Genomic DNA, 1,400 nt, shown 5'->3' on the forward strand with positions numbered 1-1,400 from the left:
GATTTAATTACCCTACTAGTGGAGGAAACATGCTTCGCATGGCAGGTGACCCAATGATAGAAACTGCGATAGCCAAAGGCAATACGCTTAATGACTTTAATTTTATTATTAATTCCTTCAATAGGACCATTGGTATACGGAGTTGTTAGTGTGTGTTCAATATAAGATTGATAAGTTTTAAAGGTTTGAAAAGCTGTTTGAAGTTCAGGAGAAATAAGAGGGTGTTCTGCTTGAATTAAGTCATTTAATCGTTCTAAGTTTTTAGTTTGAAGAGTGAAAAGTAAGTCTTGATAAAGATCATAAGTCGCTTTTAGTTCTGGGGATAAATCAAGGAGGAAATTTAAGATATCTATTTCACGCATCGGTTATTTGAAACAGTAAAACGAATGATAAGTTGTGGTATTGAGCAATGTATGAGACTTCAAGAACAAGCGCCAGTAACGTTTAAACTTACGACCATGCTTTTTGAACTTCTTCATTAATCGGATTCGAGTTTTATTCAGTGCACGAGAGAGATGTTGAACGAGATGGAATTTATCAATGATAATTTGGGCATGAGGAAAAAGATCCTTAATCAAGCTAATGTAAGGAGCGTACATATCAATCACAATATTTTTTACGCGAGTACGTGCTTCCTTTGTATATCGTTTAAAATAAGCTTGAAGGGAGCTTAAACGACGATCTTCAATGATATCGATGATTTGTTTGGAGTCAGCATCACAAAAGATAAAAGACATATGACACTCAGCAGACTTAACTGATTTAAATTCATCAAAACAAAGATTTTCAGGTAAATAATTAAAGTTTAGGGTTTGAGATTCATAAAAGCTATGGATGATACGATTGACAGTTGAATGAGAGACCTGATGACGATGAGCGATATCACATTCAGAGATTTTATTTTGAGCCTCTAAAGCAATGGCATATTTCATGTTATAAGAAATATAACAGTTCTTTTCAACGATTGAAGTTTTTAGTGTAAAGGTAGATTGGCAATGCCCACAATAATAACGCTGTTTCTTTAACTCTAAATAGGTATCATGGAGTGAGACTTTTGGAATAACAATTCGAGAAGTTTTAAATCCATGCTTCTTAAATTTTGAATCAAATAGAGTTCCGCATTTTTGACAATGAGTCGGTTGATACGAGAGGATTCCTTTAAAAATAAAGCTAGTAATTCCGTTTAATTTAACTTCTTCAAGCGAATCTTCAAGGAACGTAATGTTTTTATCTTTAATATTTAAAAGTTTTCTAGTAAAATATGAGTGAGACATCAAATCTTATCCTTTCAATATTGTTTTAGCCGATAACATTGTAACAGGATTGAGACTTGAGGTCTCTTTTTTTTGATGCCATGAAAAAAGTGCTGCTTAATCAGCAACACCAAATATTATAGAACC

1 pseudogene is annotated in these 1,400 nt (G+C 33.1%); it reads right to left on the reverse strand.

The features are described from left to right. Nucleotides 1-1,274, reverse strand: a pseudogene (locus tag QWC74_RS07830) (ISL3 family transposase); the annotation flags it as partial. Nucleotides 1,275-1,400: the final 126 nt, after the last annotated feature.

The sequence above is a fragment of the uncultured Turicibacter sp. genome, assembly GCF_938044715.1.
Taxonomy (GTDB): Bacteria; Bacillota_I; Bacilli_A; order MOL361; family Turicibacteraceae; genus Turicibacter; species Turicibacter sanguinis.